This is a genomic window from Shewanella sp. YQ_9 (assembly GCF_043103185.1).
Lineage (GTDB): Bacteria > Pseudomonadota > Gammaproteobacteria > Enterobacterales > Shewanellaceae > Shewanella > Shewanella algae.
This window is the reverse complement of the sequence record NZ_JBICJO010000027.1, coordinates 22539-46308: the sequence shown is the minus strand read 5'-3', so window position 1 is coordinate 46308 and position 23770 is coordinate 22539. Positions and strand designations below refer to the sequence as shown.

Genomic DNA, 23770 nt, shown 5'->3' with positions numbered 1-23770 from the left:
GGTGAAACGTTTATTTTTGACCTATGCTTTCAAATAATCTCACAGCAAGGAATCGCCATGCTTTCTGAACAATCGTTGCAACTTATCGATATTGTTTCTCACCTTGGCAGTTTCACCGCCGCAGCCAACAAGTTGCACAAGGTGCCATCCGCCGTGAGTTATGCCATTAAGCAGATTGAAGAAGAACTGGGAGTCGTGCTGTTTGAGCGTCATCACCGCAGCGTCAGTTTGACGCCGGCCGGCGCTCACTTTGTCAAGGAAGCCAGGATTATGCTCAAGCAACTGGACGACCTGAAACGGGAAACCCAGCGGGTAGCCAATGGTTGGCAGCCGACGTTATCCATCGCTTTGGACAATATCGTCAGGGCAGACAGGATCAGTGTGCTGATTGCCGACTTCTATCGTCACTTCACCGATGTGGAGCTGATCATCCGCATTGAGGTGTTCAACGGTGTCTGGGAGGCCTTGTCTACCGGTCGCAGCGATGTTGCCATTGGCGCCACCACTGCCATCCCGGTCGGCGGCGCCTACCATCACAGAGACATGGGCGATATCGAGTGGGCATTTCTGGTGAGCAAGTCCCACCCTTTGGCCGCTATCGACCGGCCACTGGAAGATGAAGAGCTCAGGCCCTTTCCTTCTATTTGCCTGGACGATACTTCAAGAGAGATCCCCAAGCGCCACACCTGGTTGCTGGACAATCAGCGCCGCTTGGTGGTGCCGGATTGGATCCGCGCCATCAACTGCTTCCGTGAAGGCTTGGGGATAGGTTACATGCCGGTACACCTGGCCAGCCCCTTTATTCGCGCCGGTGCCCTGGTGGAAAAACAGCTGGCCACTCCCCTGGCTGCAAGCTCCTGCTGCCTGGCGTGGAATGCCAACAAGATGTCGCCGGCGCTCAAATGGGTACTGGATTATCTGGGCGATACCGAAAAACTGCACAGAGAGTGGCTCGCCTGACTTTAATTCATAAAAGATTCAGTGTTTAATGGCACAATCTATAACAGGAAACCTGCAGTGGAACCATATACGGTTTAAACTGCTCTAACATGGAAACTAGCCGGATCGCCAAACCCGGGCTATGTCAGTCAACCTTCGGAGAAGCAAATGACTCAGCAAACCCTTTATTCGAGCCAAACTTCCACTATGGAAGTGAATAAAATGCTCAGAAACACCTACATGCTGCTGGCAATGACCATAGGTTTTTCAGCCGTATGTGCCGCCATCGCCATGGCGATGGGTATCGGCCCCATGATGTCACTGGGACTTTCCATCGGTGGCTTGGTGCTGCTGTTCGTCACCCTGAGAAAAGCGGAATCCGCCGCCGGGATCTTTTGGGTATTTGCCTTTACCGGTATGGAAGGCGCGTCTCTGGGTTATATCCTCAATCATTACGCCGGTATGAGTAACGGCCCTGAGCTGATTATTCAGGCCTTTGGTCTGACATCAGCCATCTTCGTCGCCCTGTCGGCCTATGCCGTGACCACCAAGAAAGATTTTTCCTTTATGCGCGGCTTCTTGATTGCCGGTCTGGTGGTCGTCATAGCCGCTGCGGTGATCAATATCTTTGTCGGTAACGGCGCGGTATTTATGGCAGTCAATGCGGGTATCGCCCTCTTGATGACAGGCTTTATCCTGTTTGACACCAGCCGCATCGTCAATGGTGGTGAGACCAACTATATTCGCGCCACCATTGCCTTGTACCTGGATTTTCTCAACCTGTTTATCAGCCTGCTGCATCTGATGGGTGCCGGTGGTGATGACTGATCCCCTCGGGACGGAAAATAGGTTAAAATGGCCCTAATTCAGGGTCATTTTTTTTGGTATGAGCAAACTTATTATTATGGTGAATGGCAGTGTCTACGGCCCGGCGGCCGGCTTCCATGCACTCAAATATACCCGGGCTGCCCTGCAAGCAGGCCATGAGGTTCACTGCGTATTCTTTTATCAGGATGGGGTGAGCCAGTCCAATGCGCTATGCGCGCCGGCGTCTGACGAATTGGACTTAACTGCCGCCTGGCAGCAGCTGGCAAAGGAGTGGCAGCTTAATCTGGTGAATTGCGTCTCTGCCGCCCTGCGCCGCGGTGTGCTTTCAGCACAGGATGCCAAGGATAACGCCAAAGCGAGTGCCAATCTCGCCGCTGGGTTTACCATGGGGGGGCTTGGCGAGTTGGTCACCGGGCTTGAAAAGAGTGATCGTCTGGTGAGTTTTTAATGAAGAAATTAGCCATTATTTTTCGCCGAGCACCGCATGGGTCGGCTTCCGGCCGCGAAGGCCTTGATCTGGCGCTGCTGAGCGCCAGTTTCGAACAAGAGGTGAGCCTGATATTTACCGATGAAGGCGTGCTTACGCTGCTGAAGCAACAGCAACCTGAGCTTATCGGCTGCAAGGATTATATCGCCACCTTGGGTGCGCTGCCCCTCTATGACATAGAGACGGTACTGGTCTGCAAACAATCGCTGCAGGAGCTGGGACTTGGCCGCACCGAACTGGTTATTCCTGCCACCATTTGTGATAACGAGCAGATCCGCCAGGCCCTGCTCGATGCCGATGAGGTCATGGTTTTCTGATGATATTACACCAAATACAAACATCGGCGGCGCGCGACACTGCGCTGTCCTGCGCACTGAGATATGCCGGCAAGACAGACGTGTTTCTGCTGGCAGGCGATGCAGTAAGCGCCCTGCTGAAACGTCAATGGGCCATGGCACTGTCCCCTTTTAAAGTGGTGCTGGTGGCCGATGACGTCAAAGCCCGCGGGCTCGAGGACTTTCTCTCCAATTATGAACAGTTGGATTATCCGGCGCTGGTAGCGCTGACATTGGCTCATACAAAGGTTATTTCGTGGTAGATTTCATTCAATTCAATGACAAGCAGATAGCGACCGATCCTCAAGGATACTTGAAGCAGGTTTCCGATTGGACGCCCGAGCTGGCGCCTGTCATCGCCGCAGGCGAAGAGATAGAGCTGACCGATGCCCACTGGGAAGTGGTTAACTTTGTGCGGAACTTTTATCTTGAATACAAGACCAGCCCGGCTATTCGGGTTTTGGTCAAGGCAATCGGCCAGGCACTGGGGCCGGAGAAAGGTAACTCCAAGTACCTCTACACCCTGTTCCCGATGGGGCCGGCCAAGCAGGCAACCAAGATTGCCGGGCTGCCCAAACCGGCCAAGTGTATTTAAAGCTACTCGATTCTGCACACAAAAAAGCCCCGGTTCTCGGGGCTTCTTACTATTTGAATAACTATTTTAAATTTTCATATACCAGCATGGCTGCCTTGCCGAGCGTGGCTAAAAACAGGGCAGAAAAAACTGCGATGACGGCCACGTAGGCAAGCCAGCGCAGGTAGCGCTGACCTTTATCCATATGACCTCACCCATCAACCTATTTTTTCAATGCCACCCATATAGCTGCGCAGGGCTTCAGGTACTGTGACACTGCCATCGGCATTTTGGTAGTTTTCCAAAATGGCTACCAGAGTACGACCAACCGCCAGTCCTGAGCCATTCAGAGTGTGGATAAGCTTGGGCTTGTTGTCGTCTTTGGAGCGATAACGGGCCTGCATGCGCCGCGCCTGGAAGTCACGCACGTTGGAGCAGGAAGAGATCTCACGGTAGGTATTTTGAGCCGGAACCCAGACTTCAACGTCGTAGGTCTTGGCGGCACCAAAGCCCATATCACCGGTACACAGGACGATAGTTCTGTGCGGCAGCCCCAGCTTCTTCAGTACATTTTCAGCGTGACTGACCAACTCTTCCAATGCAGCTTCCGAATCTTCCGGCTTCACCAACTGCACCATTTCGACCTTGTCGAACTGGTGTTGGCGGATAAGGCCGCGGGTATCTTTACCGTAAGAGCCGGCTTCACTGCGGAAGCATGGTGTGTGAGCAGTCAACTTGATTGGCAGCTCGGCTTCATCCAGTATGGTATCGCGGGCCAGGTTGGTCAGCGGCACTTCTGCGGTTGGTATCAGGCTAAGCCCCTGACCTTCCTCTGTGGCCGGTTTGGTGTGAAACAGATCTTCACCAAACTTGGGCAGTTGGCCTGTGCCCTTGAGGCTGGCTTCGTTGACCAGTAAAGGCACATAGCATTCCGCGTAGCCGTGCTCCTGGGTATGCAAATCCAGCATGAACTGCGCCAGAGCGCGGTGCATACGGGCAATTTGGCCCTGCATAAAGATAAAGCGTGAACCCGTTACCTTTACGGCATTCTTGAAATCCAGTCCTTTGAGCTGTTCACCGAGATCCACATGATCTCTTACCGGAAAGTCAAACTCTCTTGGCGTGCCCCAGCGGCGGATTTCCACGTTGTCATTTTCGTCTGCGCCCACGGGAGCAGATTCATCCGGCAAGTTGGGAATGCTCATGGCAATAGCATCCAGCTCTTCAAGCAGTGCACTCAGCTCCTGCTTTTTGCTGTCCAACTGGCTGCCGAGATCACCTACCTGCGCCATGATAGGGGCAACGTCCTCACCGCGGGACTTGGCTTGACCTATGGACTTGGAGATGGCATTGCGACTGGCCTGCAGCTCTTCGGTTTCCACCTGCAGCGACTTGCGCTTTTCTTCCAGCTTGGTCAGCCTGTCTACATCGAGGATAAAACCGCGGGTCGCCAAACGCTCCGCAGTTGTTGCGAGTTCATTACGCAGATATTTTGGATCTAACATGTCTACTTGTCTTATCAGTTATACACGTGAAAAAATCAGCTGTTGTCCCAGGTAAACCATGGCCAGGCACAGTCCCAGGTTCAACGCCACATTCAGAAATGCCTTTAGCAACTCACCTCCCTGTATCAGCAGTAAGGTTTCATTTGAGAAAGTTGAGAAGGTTGTCAGTGCACCAAGAAATCCGACACCGACCAGCGCCTTGATCTCAGGGCTGATATGACTGAGTTCCCCCAGTGCATATATCATCCCCATCAGAAATGAGCCAAGTACATTAACAGCCAGTGTACCAAAAGGAAAACCACTGCCAAATAGCTGGAGCACAAATATCGATATCAGGTAGCGCAAAACTGCGCCGGTTGCACCACCAAGGGCAACAACGGTCAGATTAATCATACCTTTTGTTCTCACTTTGACTGTCGAGTTGGCAAAGCTGCGCCAACTTATCGCGGATCCGTTTCTCAAACCCCCGCTCGGTCGGATAATAAAAACGGCTATCGGCCAAGGCTTCGGGGAAATAACATTCGCCGGCGGCGTAGGCATTGGCCTCATCGTGGGCATAACGATAGCCCTCACCGGCGCCGATGGATTTCATCAGCTCGGTCGGCGCATTTCTCAAGTGCATGGGTACAGGCTGCTGGCCGGTTTCCCGGGCCAGTTGCCTGGCCGCCTTAAAGGCTGTGTACACCGCATTGCTCTTGGGCGCCGAGGCCAGATAAACAATCGCCTGCGCTATGGCGCGCTCGCCTTCTGCCGGACCGACCCGGTGAAAACAGTCCCAGGCGTTGAGGGCGACTGTCATCGCGGTAGGGTCGGCATTCCCCACATCTTCAGAGGCTATCGCCAACAGGCGTCTTGCGACATACAGGGGATCGCAGCCCCCTTCCAGCATGCGACAAAACCAATAGAGCGCCGCATCCGGCGCCGAGCCGCGAATCGATTTGTGCACGGCTGAGATCAGGTCGTAATACTGATCGCCATTCTTATCGAACCCTGCCAACTGCTCACCGGCCACCTGCACCAGCATGTCTTCGGTAAAACTACCGCCATCCGGCAGCATGTCACTCATCAGCTCCACCAGGTTGAGTACCTTGCGGGCATCGCCATCGGCGAGTGTCGCCAACTTGGCCATCAGTTCCGGCGGCATCTGCAACCGGCGTTTGCCAAGACCGCGCTCTTCATCAGCGAGGGCCTGGGTCACTATGTTAGCAATCTCGGCTTCATCGAGACGCTTAATCAGATATACCCTCACTCTGGAGAGCAAGGCGTTGTTGATTTCAAACGAAGGATTTTCTGTGGTGGCGCCGATAAAAATTACTGTGCCATCTTCAATAAAAGGCAGAAAGGCATCCTGCTGGCTCTTGTTGAATCTGTGTACTTCATCGACAAACAGCAAGGTGCGCTGGCCGCGCGATTGCGCCACGTTTTTGGCATGTTCTATCGCCGAGCGGATCTCTTTCACCCCGGATGTGACCGCAGATATTCGCTCCACATGGGCGTTGGCATAATGAGCTATCAGTTCAGCAAGCGTAGTCTTGCCGGTACCCGGCGGCCCCCAGAACATCATGGAATGAGCCTTGCCGGCCTCCAGTGCCAGTCTTAGCGGTTGCCCAGGTCCCAACAGATGCTGCTGACCGACGTACTGCTCCAGCGTCGCCGGGCGCATTCTTGCAGCCAGGGGCCGAAAGTCGGGGGCAAAATCAAAGCTCAGGCTGGACAAGATTAACCTTCCTGCCCCGGGCGCTGATCGTCAATGGAAACGCCTTCGGGAACCTCAAATTGGAACAGTGTCTTGTCGCTATCTGTCAGCGGCTTTTGTCCACTCAGTTTGAACTGACTGAGATTACCCTGAGTGTCTTTCAGTGCCAGTTGGGTCAAAGTGTTATCGTTGAAACAGACGCTGACCTGTTGTACTCCGGCCTCTTCAGTCTTGGGCGCTATCTCGAAACACTCTTTGTCCAGAGTGATGTTATAGCGAGCCCAACTGGCCTCGTCGCGGCGCACCAAAAGCGTCATGGGCGAAGCGGCAATGGCATTTTCCAGCGCCAGTACGCTCACTTCCTCGGCGAACGGGTTATAAATCCAAACGTCTTTGCCATCTGCGACTATCACAGATTCATCCGGCTGCTGCAGATGCCAGTAAAACTGATTCGGCTGCGCCAAGGCGAGCTCGCCACTGCCTTGCTGAATAAGCTTGCCATTGATATCTGTGACTTGCTGTTGGAAGTCGGCTTTCAAGCCGGCGATGGCATCCAGTTTTTCTCTGAGCACACCGGCATCATCGGCCATTACAGGTAGGCTGACGGCCAGAGCAAGAAACATAATGCTTTTATTCATCTATACCTCAAATCTGTCTTATCTTGGCGGTGGTGGAGCCAATACTTCGCGGTTACCATTATGCCCCTGGGCACTGACAACCCCTTGAAGCTCCATCTGCTCTATGATGCGGGCGGCACGGTTATAGCCTATCTTGAACTTGCGCTGCACACTGGAGATAGAGCCGCGGCGAGTTTCGGTAACAAAAGCAACGGCCTCATCGTAGAGTGCATCCAGCTCATCATCGCCGCCTTCCGGTGCTTCACCGGGCAGCAACACCTGCTCGCCGTCGCTGGCACCCTGCAGTATTTCATCAATATACTGAGGCTTACCGCGGGCATGCCAATCGGCAACCACGGCATGCACTTCGTGATCGTCCACAAAGGCGCCGTGAACTCGGTTAGGCACGCCGGTACCCGGGGGCAGATAGAGCATATCGCCCATCCCCAGCAAGGTTTCGGCGCCCTGCTGATCCAAAATGGTGCGCGAGTCGATACGGGAAGAAACCTGGAAAGCGATTCGAGTAGGGATGTTGGCCTTGATAAGGCCTGTTATCACATCCACAGACGGGCGCTGGGTTGCCAGAATAAGGTGAATACCGGCGGCGCGGGCTTTCTGGGCGATACGGGCAATCAGCTCTTCCACCTTCTTGCCGACTATCATCATCATGTCGGCAAATTCGTCCACTACAACGACGATCGAGGGCAACTTGTCGAGCTCAGGCGCCGTATCTTCCATGCTTTCATTGGACTTCCACATAGGATCGTAAATCGGCTCGCCGGCAGCCTTGGCCTCGGCGATTTTGGCATTGAAGCCCTTAAGGTTACGTACGCCGAGCGCCGACATCAGTTTGTAACGCCGCTCCATCTCACCCACACACCAACGCAGTGCATTGGCGGCCTCTTTCATATCCGTGACCACTTCACACAAGAGGTGCGGAATACCTTCATAGACAGAAAGCTCCAGCATCTTGGGATCTATCATAATAAAGCGCACATCTTCAGGGCCGGACTTATACAGTAGACTGGTGATCATCACGTTGACACCAACCGACTTACCCGAGCCTGTGGTACCTGCCACCAAAAGGTGCGGCATCTTGGCCAAATCCACCACGACCGGATCGCCGGCAATGTCTTGTCCCAGCACCATGGTGAGATTGGATTTACTGTCCTTGAACGCCTGGCAGTCGAGCACATCACGCATGAATACGGTTTCGCGGAACTTGTTGGGCAGTTCCAGCCCCACATAGGCCTTACCCGGAATAACCTCAACCACCCGCACGCTTTCAGCCAGCAGCGAACGCGCCAAATCTTTGGATAGGTTAGAGATTTTTGAAGCCTTGACCCCAGGGGCCAAGTCCAGCTCAAAGCGGGTAATCACAGGACCTGGATAGACACCAACCACTTGCGCGGTAATGTTGAAGTCTGCAAGTTTGCTTTCCACCAAACGCGCTACCTGATCCAGCTCTTCTTCACTGATAGGGTTTTTCTTGCGATTAGGCACATCCAGTAGTGAGATACTCGGCAAGGGATCCATGGGTTGCTTACTCTCCTTTGCAGCTCCCTCTTCACCGGGCAAAATGATAATGCCGTTTTCGACTCTGGCCTTCTGGGCCTTCAATTGCCGCTCTTTATGGCTGATGGCACCGGTTGAGACCCGCTTATCAAAGTCGATAGTCTCGCTTCCTTCTGCTTCATCTTGCCAAGGTGGCGTGTCTTCGGCATTGTCCGAAGAAATACCCGCAGCCTTGGCAGTCGCACTTCCGGCAACACCTGTAGAAAGCACCGGCTCTACCCTGCCCTGACGCTTAGGCTCTATGTCGGCTTTGTCATCGGCAATCGCCGCTTCACTCTCTTGAACTTGCTTATCCTTTTTACGGAAACGACTCAGCAGCCCGGGTTTCTTAACGGGGGCTTCAATAACCTCTTCATCGTCATCTTCCTCGAGCACTTCTTCCGGTTCAACTTCATCGCGCTCGCGACGGAACTTGTCCACTACCGACATAAAACCGCGGGTATCTTCGGTTTCTTTCGGGCCTGACAAACGTGCAGGCAACTGCTTGAGCTTGCGAAAACACCAGATAGTTGCCAAGCCGGTGAGCTCGACTATGGTAAGCCAGCTTATTCCCGTCAGCAGGGTAAAACCCGCGCCGACAAAGCAAAGCAGCAGCAGTGTGGTACCCAACTGGTTGAAGTAAGGCAGCATAGCCTGAGCTATTACATCCCCGGCCACACCACCGGCCGAAAATTCATAGATATCGCCGGCATTCATACTGGCCAAGGCTGCCAGACTCAGCACCATCAACAGGAAGCCAATCAGGCGCAAGCCGACCGAGAAGTAATCCACTTCCAGCAGTCTGTGGGCACGCCTGAAGATCAACCAACCGCTTCCGGCAATGATGATCGGAATAAGATAGGCGGTATAGCCAAAGAAATAGAACAGGACATCGGCCAGCCAGGCACCTACGGCACCGGTGACATTTTCGATCTCCCCTTGATAGTTAGACTGACTCCAGCCCGGATCACCGGGATGAAAGCTGCCCAGCGCCAACAATATATAGATGGCGACCATGCAGCACAGAATAAGCCCCCCTTCCAGCAGACGTTGCAGGCCGCTGAGGGTTCTGACGCTATTTCCCTGAGACAAATGCGATTTCCATAAGCAAACGAAAAACAGATGGATTTAAGATACCAGAATCAACCTGAATGTGCAGCGAATAAGCCTTCGAAAGCCTCTAAAAGCAAGTGGATAGCGGCATTTTTTTACGCCGCCTCGCCGCCTGGGATAAAAAGTAAACAACCTAGATCAAAAAAGGAGCCATTGTGGCTCCCTTTTACCCTCGTTAACAACCGAGGTTTAGGCTTCCGCAGAAATACTGATGGCTACTTTGCTGGTCTGCTTCACCTCTTCCATCACCACGTAGGTACGGGTGTCGGACACTGAAGGCAGCTTCAGCAAGGTTTCGCCCAGCAATTTACGATAGGCAGACATATCGGATACCCGTGTCTTCAGCAGATAATCGAAATCGCCCGATACCAGGTGGCACTCCTGAATATCATCCAAAAGCTGCACGGCGCGATTAAACTTATCGAAGACTTCCGGAGTATCCCGGTTGAGGGTGATCTCGACAAATACCAACAAGGATGCGCCCAAAAAGTGCGGGTTAACCAGTGCGGTATAGCCGTTAATGTAACCTTGTTTTTCGAGACGCTTGACGCGTTCAAGGCAGGGAGTTGGACTCAAACCAACACGTTTGGAAAGCTCAACGTTGGAAATGCGACCGTCAATTTGCAGTTCATTAAGAATGTTACGATCGATACGATCCAAGTCTTTTACAGGACTCTTTTTATTATTTACCATATTTTTAACCTTGTTTTATCACTAAAACAACATTTAATTTTGCGTATGTCGGAAGTTTAGCAGCATAATCTGCCCGGGCAATACTATACTAGACTTTCCTGAATTGATCACGTTCAGGTCACTATAAAATAACAATTATGCCCATTAAAAGTGGGTTTTTTAGTATATTGAGGCTCGAAAATGATAATTGGTGTTCCAAAGGAAATCAAAAACCATGAGTATCGTGTGGGTATGGTACCTTCCAGCGTACGCGAATTGACTATGCATGGTCATCAGGTTTTTATCGAAACGAATGCTGGTAATGGGATTGGGTTTACCGATCAGGACTATATCGATGCCGGGGCGTCTATTTTGGACACGGCCGCCGAGGTTTTTGCCAAGGCTGAGATGATAGTCAAAGTCAAAGAGCCACAGGCCGTAGAACGTGCCATGCTGCGCCATGACCAGATCCTCTTTACCTATCTGCACCTTGCCCCCGATCTGCCCCAAACTGAAGAACTGGTCAACAGCGGCGCTGTTTGTATCGCTTATGAAACGGTTACTGATGACCGTGGTGGCTTGCCTTTACTGGCCCCCATGTCAGAAGTGGCCGGACGCATGTCCATCCAAGCCGGTGCCATGGCGCTGGAAAAATCCATGGGCGGCCTGGGCATGTTGCTCGGCGGAGTCCCAGGGGTTGAACCTGCTAAAGTTGTGATTATCGGCGGCGGCATGGTAGGTACCAATGCGGCGCAAATGGCGGTGGGCATGGGTGCCGATGTAGTGGTGCTTGATCGCTCCATCGACGCGCTGCGTCGTTTGAATGTTCAGTTCGGCTCCAAGGTCAAGGCTATCTACTCTACGGCCGATGCCATTGAAAAGCATGTATTGCAGGCCGATCTGGTCATAGGTGGCGTGTTGATCCCCGGCGCGGCAGCGCCCAAGCTGGTTACCCGTGAGCACATCAAGAAGATGAAGCCTGGGGCCGCCATAGTGGATGTCGCCATAGATCAGGGGGGCTGTGTGGAAACCTCTCATGCCACAACTCACCAGGATCCTACCTATATCGTCGATGATGTCGTGCATTACTGTGTAGCCAATATGCCGGGCGCCGTGGCACGTACTTCCACCTTTGCCCTGAACAACGCTACCCTGCCCTACATTCTCAAGCTGGCCCGTCTGGGTTACCGCGACGCGCTCTTGTCTGACAAGCACTTGCTGAATGGTCTTAACGTGATGCACGGTAAGATCACCTGTAAAGAAGTCGCCGAAGCCCACAATATGGCTTATACCGCTGCCAGCGAACTGTTACAGTAAGCAAATTAGCTAATCGCTTTAAAGGAGCCTCTGGGCTCCTTTTTTTCGATTAAGTCAATCTTGAAGATTCTATTCCTGGCGCTTTACCCTTAGGGGTAAATTACCTACAATCGCTGCAATTTGCCAAGGCACGGAGAATAAAATGAGCCAAGCCAAACATTGTAATCTTTTGATCCTGGGATCAGGCCCCGCAGGCTATACCGCAGCCGTTTATGCTGCCCGCGCCAATCTCAAGCCCGTGATGATCACGGGTATCCAGCAGGGTGGCCAGTTAACCACTACGACCGAAGTCGAAAATTGGCCCGGCGATGCCGAAGGCCTGACTGGTCCTGCGCTGATGGAACGGATGCAAAAGCATGCCGAGAAATTCGATACCGAAATTATCTTCGACCATATCAATGAAGTGGATCTGCAACAGCGCCCTTTCACCTTGAAAGGTGACAACGGTGAGTACACCTGTGATGCGCTGATCATAGCCACAGGCGCATCCGCCAAGTACCTCGGTCTGCCATCTGAAGAAGCCTTCAAGGGCCGTGGTGTATCTGCTTGTGCCACCTGTGACGGTTTCTTCTATCGCAATCAGAAAGTGGCCGTTATCGGCGGTGGTAACACGGCTGTTGAAGAAGCACTCTATCTTTCCAACATAGCTGCCGAAGTGCACCTGATCCATCGCCGCGATACCTTCCGCTCTGAGAAAATTCTCATCGATCGTCTGATGGACAAAGTCGAAAACGGCAACATAGTTCTGCACCTGGACAAGACATTGGATGAAGTGACCGGCGATGCCATGGGCGTGACCGGACTCAAGATGAAGAGCACCAAAGACGGCAGTATTTCCGATTTGGAAGTGGCCGGGGTGTTTGTCGCCATTGGCCACAGCCCCAACACAGGTATTTTCGAAGGCCAGTTGGAGATGAATGGCGGTTATATCAAGGTCGAAAGCGGCCTCAACGGCAATGCCACCCAGACCAGCGTCAAAGGCGTATTCGCCGCCGGCGATGTGATGGATCAGCACTACCGTCAGGCCATCACCTCAGCCGGAACCGGTTGTATGGCGGCTCTGGATGCCGAGCGCTTCCTGGATGCCCAGAAATAAGCTCTGCCGATATACTGAAAAAGCCAGTCATTGATGACTGGCTTTTTTGTCTGAGGTATTAAAGCATAGGCAAATCACAGGCATGAAAAAAGGGACCTTAGGTCCCTTTTTAACAGCAACTACAACTTATCTCCTGAGAGATTAGTTTGCCAGTGCTTCCTTCGCTTTTTCTACCAGAGTAGCAAACACTACTTTGTCGAATACAGCGATGTCTGCCAAAATCTTACGATCGATTTCGATAGACGCCTTTTTCAGACCGTTGATGAAACGGCTGTATGAAAGACCATTCTGACGAGAAGCCGCATTGATACGTGCAATCCACAGTTGACGGAATTGACGTTTCTTCTGGCGACGGTCACGGTAAGCATATTGACCTGCTTTGGTTACGGCCTGTACCGCTACACGGAAAGTACGTGAACGGGCACCGTAGTAACCTTTGGCAAGTTTAAGAACTTTCTTGTGACGAGCTCGTGCAGTTACACCACGCTTAACTCTTGGCATTTTTCAATTCCTCCTAATTAAGCGTATGGCAGTTGGCGTGCGATCATAGGCACGTCAGCTTTGGCAACTAAACACTTGGCGCGCAGATGACGCTTACGCTTGGTGCTCTTCTTGGTCAGGATGTGACGCAGATGGGCTTGCTTACGCTTGAAACCATTGGCGGTTTTCTTAAAACGCTTCGCTACACCCTTGTCGGTTTTCATTTTAGGCATTACTAAAACTCCGCATTGGGACATTAATAAAACGCAAGGCGAGCAAAGGCCCGTAGACCTTTGCTACTTTTCAGGATTGCCCTGCTATTTCTTCTTGGGCGCCAGCACCATGATGGCTTGTCGACCTTCCATTTTCGGGAAAGATTCAACAACCGCATACTCTTCCAGATCGCCCTTGATACGGTTCAAAAGATCCATACCCAGGTTCTGGTGTGCCATTTCGCGTCCGCGGAAACGCAGCGTAACTTTCGCTTTGTCTCCATCTTCCAGAAAACGAATCAGGTTGCGTAGTTTTACCTGATAGTCGTTTTCATCAGTACCAGGGCGGAATTTAACTTCCTTCACCTGGATCTGTTTCTGCTTCTTCTTCTGTTCTTTCTGGGCTTTTGCCTTGTCGAACAGATATTTACCGTAGTCCATGATACGGCATACAGGCGGCTCAGCATTAGGACTGATCTCAACCAGATCCAGACCTGCCTCATCGGCTACTTCCTGAGCCTCTTTGATGCTGACGATACCAATGGCTTCACCATCCACACCATTCAAACGTACCTCAGGTACGCCGGTAATTTCTTCATTGATTCTATTCGGGGCCGCCTGACGGCCTGCTGATTTTTTGATCTTTATGACCTAATCCTCCAACAATTCAAGACTACGGAGTGAAATTTGTTGCTTGACCTTAGCGGCGAAATCATCGATTCGCATCTTGCCTAAGTCCACCCCGTCTCGGGTACGCACAGCGACTTCCCGATTTTCCATCTCCTGATCACCTATGACCAGCAAATAAGGAACCCGCCTCAAAGTGTGCTCGCGTATTTTAAAGCCTATTTTTTCATTCCTCAAGTCTTTAGAGGCGCGTATGCCCTGTTCCTTGAAGAATTCGACTACTTCTTCAACATAATCAGCTTGTTTGTCTGTTATGTTCATAACAACAACCTGCATAGGAGCCAGCCAGGTTGGGAAGCGGCCCGCGAACTCTTCGATGAGGATACCGAGGAATCGCTCCAAAGAGCCCAAAATCGCACGGTGGATCATCACAGGAGTCTGACGGCTGTTGTCTTCGGCGACATAAGTCGCGCCCAGGCGTCCCGGTAAGGCGTAATCGAGCTGCACTGTACCGCACTGCCAGGCGCGATCCAGGCAGTCATGCAGAGTGAATTCGATTTTAGGGCCGTAGAAGGCACCTTCACCTGGCAGTATTTCAAATTCGATATCGTTGCTGCGCAGCGCTTGTTTCAGAGCTTCTTCTGCCCTGTCCCACATGGCATCGTCACCGATACGCTTCTCTGGACGGGTAGAAAGTTTAACTACGATATTGCTGAAGCCGAAAGTGGAATAGGTGTCGTACACCATCTTGATACACTTGCTGACTTCGGATTGCACCTGCTCTTCAGTACAGAATACGTGCGCATCGTCCTGGGTAAAACCACGAACCCGCATCAGACCGTGCAAGGCACCCGAAGGCTCGTTACGGTGACAACAGCCGAACTCGGCCATCCGCAGCGGCAGATCGCGATAGGACTTGAGGCCCTGATTGAAAATCTGTACGTGGCCGGGGCAGTTCATCGGCTTGATGGCGTATTCGCGGTTCTCACTGCTGGTTGTAAACATCGCCTCGGCGTATTTATCCCAGTGACCGGAACGTTCCCACAACACGCGGTCCATCATCAGTGGACCTTTCACTTCCTGATAGTCGTACTGGCTCAGCTTCTGGCGAATAAAACGCTCAAGCTCAAGGAATACGCTCCAGCCGTCGTTGTGCCAGAACACCATACCAGGAGCTTCTTCCTGCATGTGGTACAGATCCAGCTGCTTGCCGATTTTACGGTGATCACGCTTGGCCGCTTCTTCGAGACGGGTCAGGTGAGTCTTGAGCGCTTTCTTGTCGGCCCAGGCAGTACCATAGATACGCTGCAACATCTTGTTGTCTGAGTTACCGCGCCAGTAGGCACCGGCAACATTCATCAGCTTAAAGAAATGACAGAAACGCATGTTGGGCACATGGGGACCGCGACACATATCTGTGTATTCTTCGTGGTGATACAGCGCCGGCGTGGCATCACGGCTGATGTTCTCATCCAGGATCGCCATCTTGTAAGGCTCGCCGCGAGACTCGAAAGTATCACGGGCTTCCTGCCAGCTGACCACACGCTTGACCACGTCATAGTTGGTCTTGGCCAGTTCCAGCATGCGTTTTTCCAGCTTCTCCAGATCTTCCTGGGTCAGTTTATGTTCCAGGTCGATGTCATAGTAGAAGCCGTTATCGATAACAGGACCAATCGCCATCTTGGTTTCAGGCCACAGCTGTTTGATCGCATGACCCAACAAGTGTGCGCAAGAGTGACGAAGGATTTCCAGCCCTTCTTCATCTTTGGCCGTGATGATCGACAGTTCTGCATCTGTTTCGATCAGATCACAGGCATCTTTTAACTCGCCGTTGACTCGTCCGGCAATACAGGCTTTCGCCAGACCGGGACCAATATCAGCAGCAACATCGAGTGTAGAGACTGGGTTGGCAAACTCGCGTTTGCTCCCATCGGGAAGTGTAATTACAGGCATGAAAATTCCTTGTCCAGTGGTGACCCACACGTAGGGCCACTTGGTTATCAATTAAAAAAAGTGTTTAGCCCTTGGGTTAAGGCAGTACAGGAGCCTTAAGGTCTCCGCCGGGCAGGCTGGCAATTTTACGGGATAAGCCCTTGCCTGCGCAACCCAAAAACACTCAAGGGACAAGCTTTTGCTCACAGCCTGGGGCTATACTTGAACTGTGTTGTGATATGAGGTTCTATCGTCCAAAGGGCATAGCGCTACCGGACAAAGGAGGAAGCCATGCAACTCAAGAGTCAGACTATCTGCTGCCCCCATTGCGGCCACCATCAAAAGGTGGAGCTCGACGCCAGCGGCGGCGATCAGGAGTTCTATAATGATTGCCGGGTATGTTGCAACCCTATCCATATGCGGATGCACATCAATGACCAAAGGCACATGATAGAGCTGTACGTCGATGGCGATGACGAACAGCTCTACTGAAAACCCCGTTTCAGGCTGCTTATATAGGACGAGTGCGGCCGCGAATTAAGTGTATCGGCGACAATTAAGCCTGGTGTCGTTGAGCTAGTACGCGCTCGACCGTATCCACTATCGTTTGGGTCTGACTGTCAATTTCGATATTCAGCCTATCCCCTTCCCGATAGTCCTCTAGATTGGTCAGTCTGAGAGTCTCAGGAATGAGATGCAGCATAAAGCGATTGCCTTTGACCTCGCCAACGGTGAGGCTACAACCATTGATACCGATAAAGCCCTTATAGAAGATGTACTTCAACCACTCTTCGGCCACTTCAAGCTGCATATTGTAATGGCTGTCACTGATATCCAGATGCACCAATTGCGCCTGGGTATGCACATGGCCAGAAAGAATGTGACCCCCAAGCTCGGTACCAAACTTGAGTGACCTCTCTATGTTAACCTTGTCACCAACCCTTAGTCCGACCAGATTAGTCACCGCCAGAGTCTCTTCCATTACGTCGAAAAACGCCCTATCATCAGCAAGCTGGGTTACCGTCAGGCAAACACCGTTGTTGGCAACACTCGCTCCTATTTCCAATCCCTCGCGCAAGGCGGGAGGCAGAGCGACTTCGAGGGTATTTAGCCCGGGCTTTTTCTCGATCGCCAAGATTTCACACTTGGCTTGAACAATACCTGTAAACATTTTCTCACTCGCTTAGTTGTTAGGGCTGCTTTCATGAATCACACCGGCTTTCAGGCCAAACGCTTAGTTCAACTGGCTTTGCCTGTGCTTATTGCACAACTTACCCAGACAATGATGGGGTTTATCGATACCCTGATGGCCGGCAGAGTCAGTGCTGTCGACATGGCAGCCGTCGCTGTCGGAACCAGTCTCTGGCTACCGGCCATTCTGTTCGTTCAAGGCCTATTGCTGGCATTTACTCCCATGTTTGCCCATCATCACGGTGCAAACAACCAAAAGGCGATCCAACCGCTTGCCTTTCAGGCTGCCTATATTGCCATAACCGGCGCCTTGGGTGTGATGCTGTTTCTGGCATCTGCGCCACATATTTTGGATTGGATGGAACTGGAGCCTGAGCTCAAGCGCCTGACCATAGGTTATCTTGACGGCATTCTCTGGGGGGCGCCGGCCTTTGTGCTCTATCAAGTGCTCAGGAGCTGCAGCGAAGGGATCTCCTATACGCTGCCGACCATGATCATAGGTTTTGTCGGCCTGGCGGTGAATATCCCGGCCAACTATATCTTTATCAATGGTCACTTTGGCATGCCCGCCATGGGCGGCGCCGGCTGTGGTGTCGCTACCGCTTTGGTGTTTTGGGCCATGCTCCTGGCCATGGCCATCTATATGCAGTGGCATAAACGCTTTAGCGAGTTGGCTCCCTTCAAGGCGTTTCACAAACCCCATTTGCACACCATTATGGAGATGACCAAGCTGGGCATGCCTATTGCCATGGCGCTGTTCTTTGAAGTCAGTCTGTTTGCGGTGATCGCCTTGTTACTGGCGCCTCTCGGTGCCACTGTCGTGGCCGGGCACCAAATTGCGCTGAATTTCTCCTCGATTGTATTTATGTTGCCACTCTCCATCGGCATAGCCGTTTCTATTCGGGTCGGTTATTACCTGGGCCGCGGCCAGAGTGATGTGTCGGCACTGGTGACCAAGGTGGGATTGGCTATCGCCTTTTCTCTGGCCATGCTCACCGCGGTGGCGACTGTGGTATTCAGGTATGAGATTGCCCTGCTCTATAACGACAACCCAGAAGTGGTCACTCTGGCAGGCAGCCTGATGCTGATGGCTGCTCTATATCAGTTGTCAGATTCGGTACAGGTGGTTGCGGCCGGTGCCCTTCGTGGCTACAAGGATACCCGCAGCGCCTTTTTCATCACCTTGTTTGCCTATTGGGCTGTGGGGATGACCCTGGGTTATGTATTGGCGTATACCGATTTTCTGGTACCCGCCATGGGAGCACACGGATTCTGGATTGGGCTTATCGCCGGCTTGACCGTAGCCGCGATACTCTTTGCTATCCGTCTGAGATATATCCAGAAAAGTGGCAAACAGTTCGCGGTTATCTCTGACGAGAGCACGAATTAAGCCGAATGCGATCAAAGCTGCAGCAAGTTGTGCAGCAATTCGCCATTCAATAAAAATTTGTGTTTTTTTACTTGCAACTGGCGGCTGCTCGCCCTTAATATAGCGCTCGTTCAAGGGCGGCAGCCTGAAAAACACAATACACCCGTAGCTCAGCTGGTTAGAGCACTACCTTGACATGGTAGGGGTCGGTGGTTCGAGTCCACTCGGGTGTACCACTCTCTTCAGAGAGTCAAAAATGAAAATCATGCAATACACCCGTAGCTCAGCTGGTTAGAGCACTACCTTGACATGGTAGGGGTCGGTGGTTCGAGTCCACTCGGGTGTACCAAGCAACCTGCTTCAAGCAGGTTTTTTTATGCCTGAAATTCCCCTTTCCCGCCATTCAAGTTTGCGTTTCCTCTTGCTCTTGTCTTTTCATTCCCGCAAAAAGAGTAAACACCTCTACTGCATGGTATTTTTGTAAATCAAGTCCGACTTTTTGCATATTGCTTACTTTCCCCGGCCATGGAATCATGGGGTATAGATAAGGTCCTTTGCCGACAGGGAAATTCATGAGCCAACGTACTCTGCACACGCTGTTCAAACCCGGGTCCATCGCCGTCATTGGCGCGTCCAATCGCGACAAGCGTGCGGGCAATGTAGTAATGAAAAACCTGCTCTCGGGGGGCTTTGCCGGGCCAATTATGCCGGTAACGCCTAAGTATAACGCGGTTATGGGCGTGCTGGCCTATCCCAATATTGAGTCTTTGCCGATCAAACCTGACCTGGCCATCATCTGTACCCGCGCCTCCAGCGTACCTGCGATAGTGGAAACCCTGGCACAATTTGGCTGCAAAGTGGCGATCATCATGGCCTCCGGTATGGCCGATGAATTAAACGAACAAGGCGAAAACCTGCTTGAACTGACTCAAGCCAACGGCAGACGTTACGGCATGCGGATCCTCGGCCCCAACAGTTTGGGGATGATGTTGCCGCCCCAGGGACTCAATGCCAGCCTGGCCCATGCCGGTGCCCTGCCCGGTAAAATAGCCTTTGTATCCCAGTCTGCAGCCATCTGCACCACAGTACTCGACTGGGCCAACAACAAAGGGATCGGCTTCTCCTCATTTATTTCCCTCGGTGATGCCACAGACATAGACTTCGATGAGCTGCTGGATTTTCTCGGCCGCGATTCCCGCACCAGCGCCATCATGCTTTATATAGATTCGGTCAATGAGAAGCGCCACTTCCTGTCGGCAGCCAGAGCCGCGGCCCGGCATAAACCTATTTTGGTGATCAAATCCGGCCGCAGCGCCGAAGGTGGCAATGCCGCCAAACTGCACACAGGTGGCATTGCCGGTAATGACGCCGTATACGAGGCCGCCTTTCGCCGCGCCGGTATGCTGCGGGTCACCGACTTGGTTGAGCTATTTGCAGCGCTCGAGAGTCTGGCTCACCTCAACCCGCTCAATGGCGAGCGCCTGTGTATTTTATCAAATGGCGGCGGTCCCGCCGTACTGGCGGTGGATGAATTGGTACTCAAGGGTGGCAAGCTGGCACAGTTGTCCGACACCACTGTGGAGAAACTCTCGCAGCTGTTGCCCTCTACCTGGTCCGGGCAAAACCCGGTGGACATCATAGGTGATGCCGGCGCCGAGCGTTACAGCCAGGCACTGTCGGTATTAATGGACAGTGATGAGCTGGACGCCGTCCTGGTACTGCACTCTCCTTCGGCCCTTGGCGAAAGCGTCACCATAGCCGATGCCTTGATTGAAACTGTCAAACAGCACCCGAAACGTAACCGGGTGAGCATCTTAACCAACTGGAGCGGTGAAGATGCCGCTTACCGGGCTCGAAAGCACTTTTCCAAGGCGGGGATCCCAACATACCGCACACCCGAGGGTGCCGTGCGCGCCTTTATGCATATGGTGGAGTATCGCCGTAACCAAAAACTGCTGCAGGAAGTGCCGCAATCTATACCTGACACTATCCCAACAGACAGCACTACCGCCCGAAGTCTGTTGCAACAAGCCATAGCCAAGGGCAAACGGGTACTGGAAACCCATGATGCCCGCACCATACTCAACGCCTATGGCTTGGATACCATAGATACCTGGTTTGCCAGGGATGCGGCCGAAGCCGTGGCCATTGCCGATAAGGCGGGTTATCCCGTGGCATTGAAAGTGCAATCACCGGATATTTTGCATAAATCGGACGTTCACGGGGTAATGCTGAATCTGACATCGGCTAACGAGGTCAATCAGGCCGCAGCGGCCATAGTCGAACGGGTGCACGCCTCCAACCCTGCAGCCTCGGTGGAAGGCATGATAGTGCAAAAGATGGCGCTGACCGCCGGCGCACAGGAGCTCAGAGTCGCGGTAATCAACGACCCAGTGTTCGGCCCAGCCATCATGCTAGGTGAAGGCGGCTCCGAGTGGGAACCCACCCGGGATGCGGCCGTCGCCTTGCCGCCACTGAATATGGCACTAGCACGTTATATGGTGATCCAGGCGCTCAAGACTCAAAAGATCCGCGATCGTCACTTACCCCAAGGCTTGGATATGCGAGCCTTGTGCCTGATGTTGACCCAGATTTCGCAGCTCATTATCGATTGCCCCGAAATCGAGAGCCTGGATCTTAATCCTGTATTGGCTGCGGGCGAGAAAATTACCCTCTTGGATGTCAATCTGCGCCTGAACCCGGAAGTTACGGATAACGCCGGGCGACTGGCGATTCAACCCTACCCCAAAGAGCTGGAAGAAAAAGCCAAACTGCGTAACGGCCTTGAGGTGATGTTGCGGCCGATACTGCCGGAAGATGAACCCAAGCATCTGGACTTTGACAACTCGCTGACAGATGAAGACAGATACAAGCGCTATTTCGGGGTGCGCTCGCGTATGACCCACGAAGAAATGGCGGTACTGACCCAAATAGATTACGCCCGTGAGATGGCGTTTATCGCCACCATAAGAGATGAAAATGGCGAAGAGGAAACCTTGGGTGCAGTGCGAGCCTCTATCGATCCGGATAACACAGAAGCGGAATTTGCCATGGCGGTTCGCAGTTCCCATCAGGGGATCGGCATAGGTAAGTTATTGCTGGAGAAGCTTATCAACTACTACCGCACTACGGGCACCCAGGTGTTAACCGGTTTCACCATGTTCGAGAACCGCAATATGGCCAGTCTTGCCAAGAGTCTTGGCTTTACTGTCACCTTTGATATGGAAGAACACCTGATCAAGATGCACATGGAACTTGCGGGCAAGGACACATAAGCACCTCCCTATTGGAGGTGAACAATCGCACCTCAAAACCAAGAACCCGGCCAATGCCGGGTTCTTTTGATAATTGGAGCAGACTCGTTCAACGGCGACAAAGGGCAATCAAGTCCAACTCAGGCCGGTAAACCTTGCTGCTGACATCGAAGAGCCCCAACAGCGTATCGAACAGGTTGTCGTGGGAAACACTCTTGGCGGCGGCTTCCTTTGCCAGGCAGTCATCATTCAACCCAAGTTGCTGCTTGAATTGCTTGGAAAACCAAGCCATCCAAGGCACCCTGGTTTGTTCACTCGGCGCTATGGCATAGGGTGATCCATGCAGGTACATGCCCTTTTCGCCCAGGGACTCACCGTGATCGGACAGATACATCATTGCCGTATCATAATCGCCACTGCGTCCCTTTAGCTGCTCGACCACCTGAGAGACGATATAGTCGGTATACAGAATCGTGTTGTCATAGGTATTGGTGAGCTGCTCGCGGCTGCAGTTTTGAATGTCACTGCGCTGGCAATCCGGGGTAAAACGGCGATATTGTTCCGGATAGCGCAGATAATAGGTAGGTCCGTGACTGCCGATGATATGCAACACTATCAGCCGATCCTGGCCATTGTTTGGCTGCGACAAGGCTTGTTTGAGCTCATCAAGCAGCACCTGATCCTGACAAAACTGGCCATCACACAGCTTCGGATCGGCGTTCAGTGCTATCAGCTTGTTTTCCACCCTGTCACACACTCCTTTGCAGCCACTGTCGTTATCAAACCACTGCACTTTCACACCGGCATGGTGGAGCACATCCACAGCGGTATCCTGAGCCTTGGCGGCGCGGGAGTCATAATCTTCCCGGCTCATTCGGGAAAACATACAGGGTAAAGAAACTGCCGTGGCCGTGCCACAAGAGCTGACATCGCTGAAGATCAGCGGTGAAATCGCCTTGGTGTAGACATTGGTTGGCCTGTCATAGCCATAGTATTGGTAATTTTGCGCCCTGGCGGTTTCACCAACCACCAGCACCATCAGTCTGGGTTTAGTTTCCCCGGCTGGTTTTACCTGCTTGGCATCTGTACCCAACTCTTGATATTCGAGCGGCTTTTGCAGGTAGTGCTGATTGATGTATTTGGCCGCCGAGCCGACAAAATAGGTGGGCACAATGTAGCGTTTGATTTCATCATTATTGCGACCAAAAGCCAGATAGTTCTGCATATAGAAAAAGGCTATCACCACTATGATGAGGATGTTCGCTATGATGTACAGCGCCTTGTACGCCAGCTCCTTGCCTATGGGCTTATAGGCGATCTGGATACGATACAAGAGCACTGCCGGCAGCACCCCGGTCAACAGCAGATTTAATATCGATGCCCAGTTCACATAGGTCAAGGCCTCGGCGCTGTTGGTCTGAAAGGTATTCTCTATCATGCCGGTATCGAATACTACGCCATATTTGAACGCGGCAAAAAATACCCCCGATGAACACAGCAACAGCACAATAAAAAAAGGTTTGAGAATATATTTAAAGCTGAACAGGGAAAACAGTATCCCCAAAGCCGAGATCAAGAAGATGGGAATGGTAGCCACAAACAAAGGAGCCACATGCGCTTGGTTCTCGAGCCCCTGTTTGACTATGGTAAAAAAAGGCACATTGAACACGGCCACAAAATACAGTGCCAGTACAAAGGTCAGGCGATTGACAGAGATGGGATTCAACACACTCATTCCTAAATGACGGTTAAAATTGATGCAAGGCTCAGCAATTTCAACTTATGGTTAACTAAATGTTAATATAACAATTTTATCTTAAGGTTCCCTTATCGGTTCCGACATCGCTCATGGGGCCGAATTAAGCTTTCAGACTCTGTGCCAATGGGAAAGTTCGCGATGCACCATACGCTAAAACTGCGGTATAAAAGGTTAAAAGAGTCGTTTGATAACTCAAGAGCCGTTTTGCATGCA

The 23770-nt window shown here is 52.2% G+C and carries 24 protein-coding genes and 2 tRNA genes; 13 read left to right on the top strand and 13 right to left on the bottom strand.

All coding sequences use genetic code 11. From position 1 onward, the window contains the following. Positions 1-57 precede the first annotated feature (57 nt). From punR to ACF8D4_RS08500, 6 genes are all read left to right on the top strand, one after another. Complete coding sequence (punR, locus tag ACF8D4_RS08525) at positions 58-960, top strand: DNA-binding transcriptional activator PunR (RefSeq protein ID WP_028779875.1); 903 nt, start codon at positions 58-60, stop codon at positions 958-960. A 147-nt stretch (positions 961-1107) separates the two neighbouring features. Further along, positions 1108-1767 (top strand): Bax inhibitor-1/YccA family protein, encoded by a 660-nt coding sequence (locus tag ACF8D4_RS08520; protein WP_025009742.1) that lies wholly within the window; start codon positions 1108-1110, stop codon positions 1765-1767. Positions 1768-1825: 58 nt separating this feature from the next. Further along, positions 1826-2215: a sulfurtransferase complex subunit TusD gene (gene tusD, locus ACF8D4_RS08515; RefSeq protein WP_039032967.1), complete on the top strand. Its 390-nt coding sequence runs from the start codon at positions 1826-1828 to the stop codon at positions 2213-2215. Beyond that, positions 2215-2571, top strand: coding sequence for a sulfurtransferase complex subunit TusC (gene tusC / locus ACF8D4_RS08510; RefSeq protein WP_025009740.1), 357 nt, complete (start codon positions 2215-2217; stop codon positions 2569-2571). The genes tusD and tusC overlap by 1 nt, the downstream gene beginning before the upstream one ends. After that, complete coding sequence (tusB, locus tag ACF8D4_RS08505; protein WP_044734474.1) at positions 2571-2852, top strand: sulfurtransferase complex subunit TusB; 282 nt, start codon at positions 2571-2573, stop codon at positions 2850-2852. Before tusC ends, tusB begins: the two co-directional genes overlap by 1 nt. Beyond that, positions 2846-3184 (top strand): TusE/DsrC/DsvC family sulfur relay protein, encoded by a 339-nt coding sequence (locus ACF8D4_RS08500; RefSeq protein ID WP_025009738.1) that lies wholly within the window; start codon positions 2846-2848, stop codon positions 3182-3184. Before tusB ends, ACF8D4_RS08500 begins: the two co-directional genes overlap by 7 nt. Before the next feature lie 61 nt (positions 3185-3245). Here the strand turns inward: ACF8D4_RS08500 and ACF8D4_RS08495 are convergent, their stop codons facing one another. From ACF8D4_RS08495 to lrp, 7 genes are all read right to left on the bottom strand, one after another. Further along, positions 3246-3368, bottom strand: a complete 123-nt coding sequence (locus tag ACF8D4_RS08495; RefSeq protein WP_025009737.1) for a hypothetical protein — start codon at positions 3366-3368, stop codon at positions 3246-3248. A 13-nt stretch (positions 3369-3381) separates the two neighbouring features. Continuing rightward, positions 3382-4668, bottom strand: a complete 1287-nt coding sequence (gene serS, locus ACF8D4_RS08490) for a serine--tRNA ligase (protein ID WP_208159844.1) — start codon at positions 4666-4668, stop codon at positions 3382-3384. An 18-nt stretch (positions 4669-4686) separates the two neighbouring features. Continuing rightward, positions 4687-5061 carry a fluoride efflux transporter CrcB gene (gene crcB / locus ACF8D4_RS08485; RefSeq protein ID WP_025009735.1) on the bottom strand — a complete coding sequence of 125 codons (375 nt, stop codon included), beginning with the start codon at positions 5059-5061 and terminating at the stop codon, positions 4687-4689. Beyond that, positions 5054-6385, bottom strand: coding sequence for a replication-associated recombination protein A (locus ACF8D4_RS08480; RefSeq protein ID WP_025890015.1), 1332 nt, complete (start codon positions 6383-6385; stop codon positions 5054-5056). The genes crcB and ACF8D4_RS08480 overlap by 8 nt, the downstream gene beginning before the upstream one ends. 2 nt (positions 6386-6387) lie before the next feature. Beyond that, entirely contained in the window at positions 6388-7002 is a 615-nt protein-coding gene (gene lolA, locus ACF8D4_RS08475) for an outer membrane lipoprotein chaperone LolA (protein WP_107352123.1), read from the bottom strand. An 18-nt stretch (positions 7003-7020) separates the two neighbouring features. Further along, a complete protein-coding gene (locus ACF8D4_RS08470; protein WP_208159843.1) occupies positions 7021-9627 on the bottom strand; it encodes a DNA translocase FtsK in 2607 nt (868 codons plus the stop codon). 210 nt (positions 9628-9837) lie between these two features. Then, the gene (gene lrp / locus ACF8D4_RS08465) at positions 9838-10341 is read right to left on the bottom strand and encodes a leucine-responsive transcriptional regulator Lrp (protein ID WP_025009731.1); all 504 of its coding nucleotides are present in this window, start codon (positions 10339-10341) and stop codon (positions 9838-9840) included. A gap of 180 nt (positions 10342-10521) precedes the next feature. On the opposite strand from lrp, the gene ald reads away from it, so the two are divergent. Next, on the top strand, positions 10522-11637 hold the full coding sequence (gene ald, locus ACF8D4_RS08460) for an alanine dehydrogenase (protein WP_025009730.1): 1116 nt from the start codon (positions 10522-10524) through the stop codon (positions 11635-11637). A 142-nt stretch (positions 11638-11779) separates the two neighbouring features. Continuing rightward, complete coding sequence (gene trxB, locus ACF8D4_RS08455; protein ID WP_044734469.1) at positions 11780-12733, top strand: thioredoxin-disulfide reductase; 954 nt, start codon at positions 11780-11782, stop codon at positions 12731-12733. A 141-nt stretch (positions 12734-12874) separates the two neighbouring features. Here the strand turns inward: trxB and rplT are convergent, their stop codons facing one another. The 4 genes from rplT to thrS form a co-directional block, all read right to left on the bottom strand. Beyond that, positions 12875-13234: a 50S ribosomal protein L20 gene (gene rplT, locus ACF8D4_RS08450; RefSeq protein WP_025009729.1), complete on the bottom strand. Its 360-nt coding sequence runs from the start codon at positions 13232-13234 to the stop codon at positions 12875-12877. Between the two features lie 17 nt (positions 13235-13251). Continuing rightward, positions 13252-13446, bottom strand: coding sequence for a 50S ribosomal protein L35 (gene rpmI / locus ACF8D4_RS08445; RefSeq protein ID WP_025009728.1), 195 nt, complete (start codon positions 13444-13446; stop codon positions 13252-13254). A gap of 84 nt (positions 13447-13530) precedes the next feature. Then, the gene (gene infC, locus ACF8D4_RS08440; RefSeq protein WP_037436578.1) at positions 13531-14073 is read right to left on the bottom strand and encodes a translation initiation factor IF-3; all 543 of its coding nucleotides are present in this window, start codon (positions 14071-14073) and stop codon (positions 13531-13533) included. 3 nt (positions 14074-14076) lie between these two features. Further along, positions 14077-16005, bottom strand: coding sequence for a threonine--tRNA ligase (gene thrS / locus ACF8D4_RS08435; RefSeq protein WP_044734468.1), 1929 nt, complete (start codon positions 16003-16005; stop codon positions 14077-14079). A 270-nt stretch (positions 16006-16275) separates the two neighbouring features. Between thrS and ACF8D4_RS08430 the strand changes: the two genes are divergently transcribed. Beyond that, on the top strand, positions 16276-16476 hold the full coding sequence (locus ACF8D4_RS08430; RefSeq protein WP_025009725.1) for a CPXCG motif-containing cysteine-rich protein: 201 nt from the start codon (positions 16276-16278) through the stop codon (positions 16474-16476). Positions 16477-16540: 64 nt separating this feature from the next. Here ACF8D4_RS08430 and ACF8D4_RS08425 read toward each other — a convergent pair whose 3' ends face one another. Then, entirely contained in the window at positions 16541-17155 is a 615-nt protein-coding gene (locus tag ACF8D4_RS08425; RefSeq protein ID WP_107004797.1) for a riboflavin synthase subunit alpha, read from the bottom strand. 33 nt (positions 17156-17188) lie between these two features. On the opposite strand from ACF8D4_RS08425, the gene ACF8D4_RS08420 reads away from it, so the two are divergent. From ACF8D4_RS08420 to ACF8D4_RS08405, 4 genes are all read left to right on the top strand, one after another. Beyond that, complete coding sequence (locus tag ACF8D4_RS08420; protein WP_304715005.1) at positions 17189-18565, top strand: MATE family efflux transporter; 1377 nt, start codon at positions 17189-17191, stop codon at positions 18563-18565. Between the two features lie 138 nt (positions 18566-18703). Next, positions 18704-18780, top strand: a tRNA-Val gene (locus tag ACF8D4_RS08415). Positions 18781-18816: 36 nt separating this feature from the next. Then, a tRNA-Val gene (locus ACF8D4_RS08410) sits at positions 18817-18893 on the top strand. Positions 18894-19116: 223 nt separating this feature from the next. Next, entirely contained in the window at positions 19117-21819 is a 2703-nt protein-coding gene (locus ACF8D4_RS08405; protein WP_144220180.1) for a bifunctional acetate--CoA ligase family protein/GNAT family N-acetyltransferase, read from the top strand. Between the two features lie 88 nt (positions 21820-21907). Here ACF8D4_RS08405 and ACF8D4_RS08400 read toward each other — a convergent pair whose 3' ends face one another. Further along, positions 21908-23533, bottom strand: coding sequence for a phosphoethanolamine transferase (locus ACF8D4_RS08400; protein ID WP_144220179.1), 1626 nt, complete (start codon positions 23531-23533; stop codon positions 21908-21910). Positions 23534-23770 lie beyond the last annotated feature (237 nt).

Excerpts from the sequence above, each read along its gene's own strand:
- ACF8D4_RS08405 (WP_144220180.1), top strand. The coding sequence starts at position 19,117 with ATGAGCCAACGTACTCTGCACACGCTGTTCAAACCCGGGTCCATCGCC.
- crcB (WP_025009735.1), bottom strand. The coding sequence starts at position 5,061 with ATGATTAATCTGACCGTTGTTGCCCTTGGTGGTGCAACCGGCGCAGTT.
- rplT (WP_025009729.1), bottom strand. The coding sequence starts at position 13,234 with ATGCCAAGAGTTAAGCGTGGTGTAACTGCACGAGCTCGTCACAAGAAA.
- lolA (WP_107352123.1), bottom strand. The coding sequence starts at position 7,002 with ATGAATAAAAGCATTATGTTTCTTGCTCTGGCCGTCAGCCTACCTGTA.
- rpmI (WP_025009728.1), bottom strand. The coding sequence starts at position 13,446 with ATGCCTAAAATGAAAACCGACAAGGGTGTAGCGAAGCGTTTTAAGAAA.
- ACF8D4_RS08430 (WP_025009725.1), top strand. The coding sequence starts at position 16,276 with ATGCAACTCAAGAGTCAGACTATCTGCTGCCCCCATTGCGGCCACCAT.
- tusC (WP_025009740.1), top strand. The coding sequence starts at position 2,215 with ATGAAGAAATTAGCCATTATTTTTCGCCGAGCACCGCATGGGTCGGCT.
- serS (WP_208159844.1), bottom strand. The coding sequence starts at position 4,668 with ATGTTAGATCCAAAATATCTGCGTAATGAACTCGCAACAACTGCGGAG.
- ACF8D4_RS08495 (WP_025009737.1), bottom strand. The coding sequence starts at position 3,368 with ATGGATAAAGGTCAGCGCTACCTGCGCTGGCTTGCCTACGTGGCCGTC.
- lrp (WP_025009731.1), bottom strand. The coding sequence starts at position 10,341 with ATGGTAAATAATAAAAAGAGTCCTGTAAAAGACTTGGATCGTATCGAT.
- ald (WP_025009730.1), top strand. The coding sequence starts at position 10,522 with ATGATAATTGGTGTTCCAAAGGAAATCAAAAACCATGAGTATCGTGTG.
- trxB (WP_044734469.1), top strand. The coding sequence starts at position 11,780 with ATGAGCCAAGCCAAACATTGTAATCTTTTGATCCTGGGATCAGGCCCC.
- ACF8D4_RS08425 (WP_107004797.1), bottom strand. The coding sequence starts at position 17,155 with ATGTTTACAGGTATTGTTCAAGCCAAGTGTGAAATCTTGGCGATCGAG.
- thrS (WP_044734468.1), bottom strand. The coding sequence starts at position 16,005 with ATGCCTGTAATTACACTTCCCGATGGGAGCAAACGCGAGTTTGCCAAC.
- tusD (WP_039032967.1), top strand. The coding sequence starts at position 1,826 with ATGAGCAAACTTATTATTATGGTGAATGGCAGTGTCTACGGCCCGGCG.
- ACF8D4_RS08400 (WP_144220179.1), bottom strand. The coding sequence starts at position 23,533 with ATGAGTGTGTTGAATCCCATCTCTGTCAATCGCCTGACCTTTGTACTG.
- punR (WP_028779875.1), top strand. The coding sequence starts at position 58 with ATGCTTTCTGAACAATCGTTGCAACTTATCGATATTGTTTCTCACCTT.
- tusB (WP_044734474.1), top strand. The coding sequence starts at position 2,571 with ATGATATTACACCAAATACAAACATCGGCGGCGCGCGACACTGCGCTG.
- ACF8D4_RS08520 (WP_025009742.1), top strand. The coding sequence starts at position 1,108 with ATGACTCAGCAAACCCTTTATTCGAGCCAAACTTCCACTATGGAAGTG.
- ACF8D4_RS08420 (WP_304715005.1), top strand. The coding sequence starts at position 17,189 with ATGAATCACACCGGCTTTCAGGCCAAACGCTTAGTTCAACTGGCTTTG.